The organism is Burkholderia sp. BCC0506 (assembly GCF_902833145.1).
Lineage (GTDB): Bacteria > Pseudomonadota > Gammaproteobacteria > Burkholderiales > Burkholderiaceae > Burkholderia.
Genome location: NZ_CADFEN010000038.1, coordinates 1 through 441 on the forward strand (window position 1 = coordinate 1; position 441 = coordinate 441).

The following is a 441-nucleotide window of genomic DNA, read 5'->3' on the forward strand; positions in this document are numbered from 1 at the left end:
AGTTCGAATCATCTTGAGATACATCGATACAATCACAACCCGGATAGTTTCCACGTCCATCTCAAAGACGCTTCCGCTATCCAAATTACTTACTTCTTCCAGATTGTTAAAGAACGACAGCCGATATCTGTTGATATCCTCTGACTGGCTCAATCGCCAATGCAAAATTCTCGGTTCAGTGTCTGAACCAAGCCCTTAGCGTTGGTGATTGGTGGAGGCAGACGGGATCGAACCGACGACCCCCTGCTTGCAAAGCAGGTGCTCTCCCAGCTGAGCTATGCCCCCATGTACAGAATTCCTCAGGTGTGTACCGCCACACAAGACGGTGGTGGGTCTGGTTGGATTCGAACCAACGACCCCCGCCTTATCAAGACGGTGCTCTAACCGACTGAGCTACAGACCCCTGAGTCTGTCTTTAATTTACAGCCGATAAGCGTGAGC

The 441-nt window shown here is 50.3% G+C and carries 2 tRNA genes; both read right to left on the bottom strand.

From position 1 onward, the window contains the following. Positions 1–209: 209 nt before the first annotated feature. A tRNA-Ala gene (locus HWX62_RS32855) sits at positions 210–285 on the bottom strand. A 41-nt stretch (positions 286–326) separates the two neighbouring features. Beyond that, positions 327–403, bottom strand: a tRNA-Ile gene (locus HWX62_RS32860). Positions 404–441 lie beyond the last annotated feature (38 nt).